At 65.8% G+C, this 1,823-nt stretch carries 3 protein-coding genes; all 3 read left to right on the top strand.

What is annotated here, in order from left to right; translation table 11 throughout:
* The coding region (locus tag CTA01S_RS16055) for a transposase (protein WP_232301108.1) at window positions 1-707 on the top strand (707 nt) is incomplete at its 5' end.
* 216 nt (window positions 708-923) lie between these two features.
* On the top strand, window positions 924-1,205 hold the full coding sequence (locus CTA01S_RS16050) for a type II toxin-antitoxin system ParD family antitoxin (protein ID WP_062196849.1): 282 nt from the start codon (window positions 924-926) through the stop codon (window positions 1,203-1,205).
* Window positions 1,202-1,552 carry a type II toxin-antitoxin system RelE/ParE family toxin gene (locus tag CTA01S_RS16045; RefSeq protein WP_062196848.1) on the top strand — a complete coding sequence of 117 codons (351 nt, stop codon included), beginning with the start codon at window positions 1,202-1,204 and terminating at the stop codon, window positions 1,550-1,552. Before CTA01S_RS16050 ends, CTA01S_RS16045 begins: the two co-directional genes overlap by 4 nt.
* Window positions 1,553-1,823: the final 271 nt, after the last annotated feature.

Genomic DNA, 1,823 nt, shown 5'->3' with positions numbered 1-1,823 from the left:
AGATGCCGCAGTTGAGCCAGGCCGCGCGGCACAAGCTGCAGCCATGGCTGCAACGCGCGCAGCGCCTGCGCGAGCAGCGCCCCAAGGACAAAGGCAAGCTGTACGCGCTGCACGCCCCGGAGGTCGAGTGCATCGGCAAGGGCAAGGCCCGCCAGCCCTACGAGTTCGGCGTGAAGGTCAGCGTGGCGGTCACCGCCAAGCAGGGGCTGATGGTCGGAGCGCGCAGCTTCACCGGCAACCCCTACGACGGTCACACACTGGCCGAGCAGCTGGAGCAGACGACGATCCTGCTGCAAGACATCGCAGCCAAGCCCAAGGTGGCGATCGTGGATCTGGGCTACCGCGGGGTGGACGCGCAGCTCGGCGAGGTCGAGTTGGTGCATCGCGGCAAGCGCAAGATGCTCACGCCGGTGCAGCGGCGCTGGCTCAAGCGGCGCCAGGCGGTGGAGCCAGCCATCGGACACCTCAAGGCCGACCACGGCATGCGCCGGTGCTGGCTCAAGGGCGCCGAGGGCGATGCGCTGAACGCGGTGCTGTGCGCCGCGGGCTACAACATCGCCTGGCTGCTGCGGGCGATCGCCCGCCGTGGCATCCGGGCGGTTTTTTTATGGCTGCGCGCCTTGGGCCGGCTGTGCGCCGTGGCGGCGAACTTGGGCGTTCCGGGTCATCGCGCCGCGCTCGTCAGCTCACTGAGCTTTGCGAAATGAGTTTTGCAGGTCCGACTAATTGTAATGGGGGCTGTCAATAGCAAGATGGCATATTGTCGCGGGGATGTATCAAAAATGTTGCATTGGCGAGGCTGCGACGGGGGGCCGTGCATGCGGGTTACCCCCAGCGGAGCCCCCAGTGGAGTGACCCATCGGGATTGCACTCCGGGTGTAGGGTTGGCATACTATGCCAATCTTTCCTGCAAGGAGATCGTCATGCCGACGCGCAATGTTGTCCTCACCGATCACCAGGCCGCGCTGGTAGAGCATTTGGTCGCCAGCGGCCGCTACCAGAACGCCAGCGAAGTGCTGCGCGAGGGCTTGCGTCTTGTCGAACAACGCGAGGCCGAGGACGCCAGCCGCCTCGAAGCGCTGCGCGCCGCCGCCAAGGCGGGCATCGCCGATATCGAGGCGGGACGCTACAAGACGTTCGATACCAAGGAATCCTTGCGCGCTCACCTGAAGGCCGTGACAGCCCAAACGCTCGCCCAAGCATGAGCGAGCCGTGGCGCGTTCGCCTGGCCGCCAGTGCCGAGGCCGATCTGCTCGACATCGCGGCGTGGACGGCGGAGCGCTTCGGTTCCCGGCAGGCTGGGTACTACGTCGACACCGTGACACAAGCCATCGAGGCCTTGCACGAGGGGCCCGACATCCTGGGGGCCAAAGCGAGGGACGACATCGCGCCCGGCATTCGCACCCTGCATGTGGCGCGGCAGGGCAGAAAGGGCCGTCACTTCGTCGTGTTCCGGGTTGCCCCGGGGCGAGTCATCGAGGTGCTGCGCCTGCTTCACGACAGTATGGATCTGTCGAGGCATTGGCCGAACGATGACGCTGAAATCCAGTGAGACCGTGAGCAGCGGGGCTACAGCGTGCTCCTGCGGGGGCGGCGTGAAACGGACAAACGCCCGAAACTTTCCGCACTGGCCCGAAGGATTGCGCAGGGGTTCGGAAAATGAGTTCGAAATCGGTGGTTGACTGCACCACCAATCACAAGGGCCCGGACAGTCTCCGGGCCCTTTTTCTTGCCCGAAATCCCCGCACCACGCGGGGTTCCGGCCATCCGTGCTGCGGGTGGCCACCTGCCGAAACGCCCGGAATCGGCCACTTTCTCGGCCA

It is taken from the genome of Caldimonas taiwanensis NBRC 104434 (genome assembly GCF_001592165.1).
In the GTDB taxonomy this organism is placed as follows: domain Bacteria; phylum Pseudomonadota; class Gammaproteobacteria; order Burkholderiales; family Burkholderiaceae_C; genus Caldimonas; species Caldimonas manganoxidans.
The sequence above is the reverse complement of the archived record's forward strand: the minus strand, read 5'-3'. Positions and strand labels throughout refer to the sequence as shown.

What these genes read in the sequence shown, in the direction of transcription:
- CTA01S_RS16050 (WP_062196849.1), top strand. Translation starts at nt 924, where the DNA reads ATGCCGACGCGCAATGTTGTCCTCACCGATCACCAGGCCGCGCTGGTA.
- CTA01S_RS16045 (WP_062196848.1), top strand. Translation starts at nt 1,202, where the DNA reads ATGAGCGAGCCGTGGCGCGTTCGCCTGGCCGCCAGTGCCGAGGCCGAT.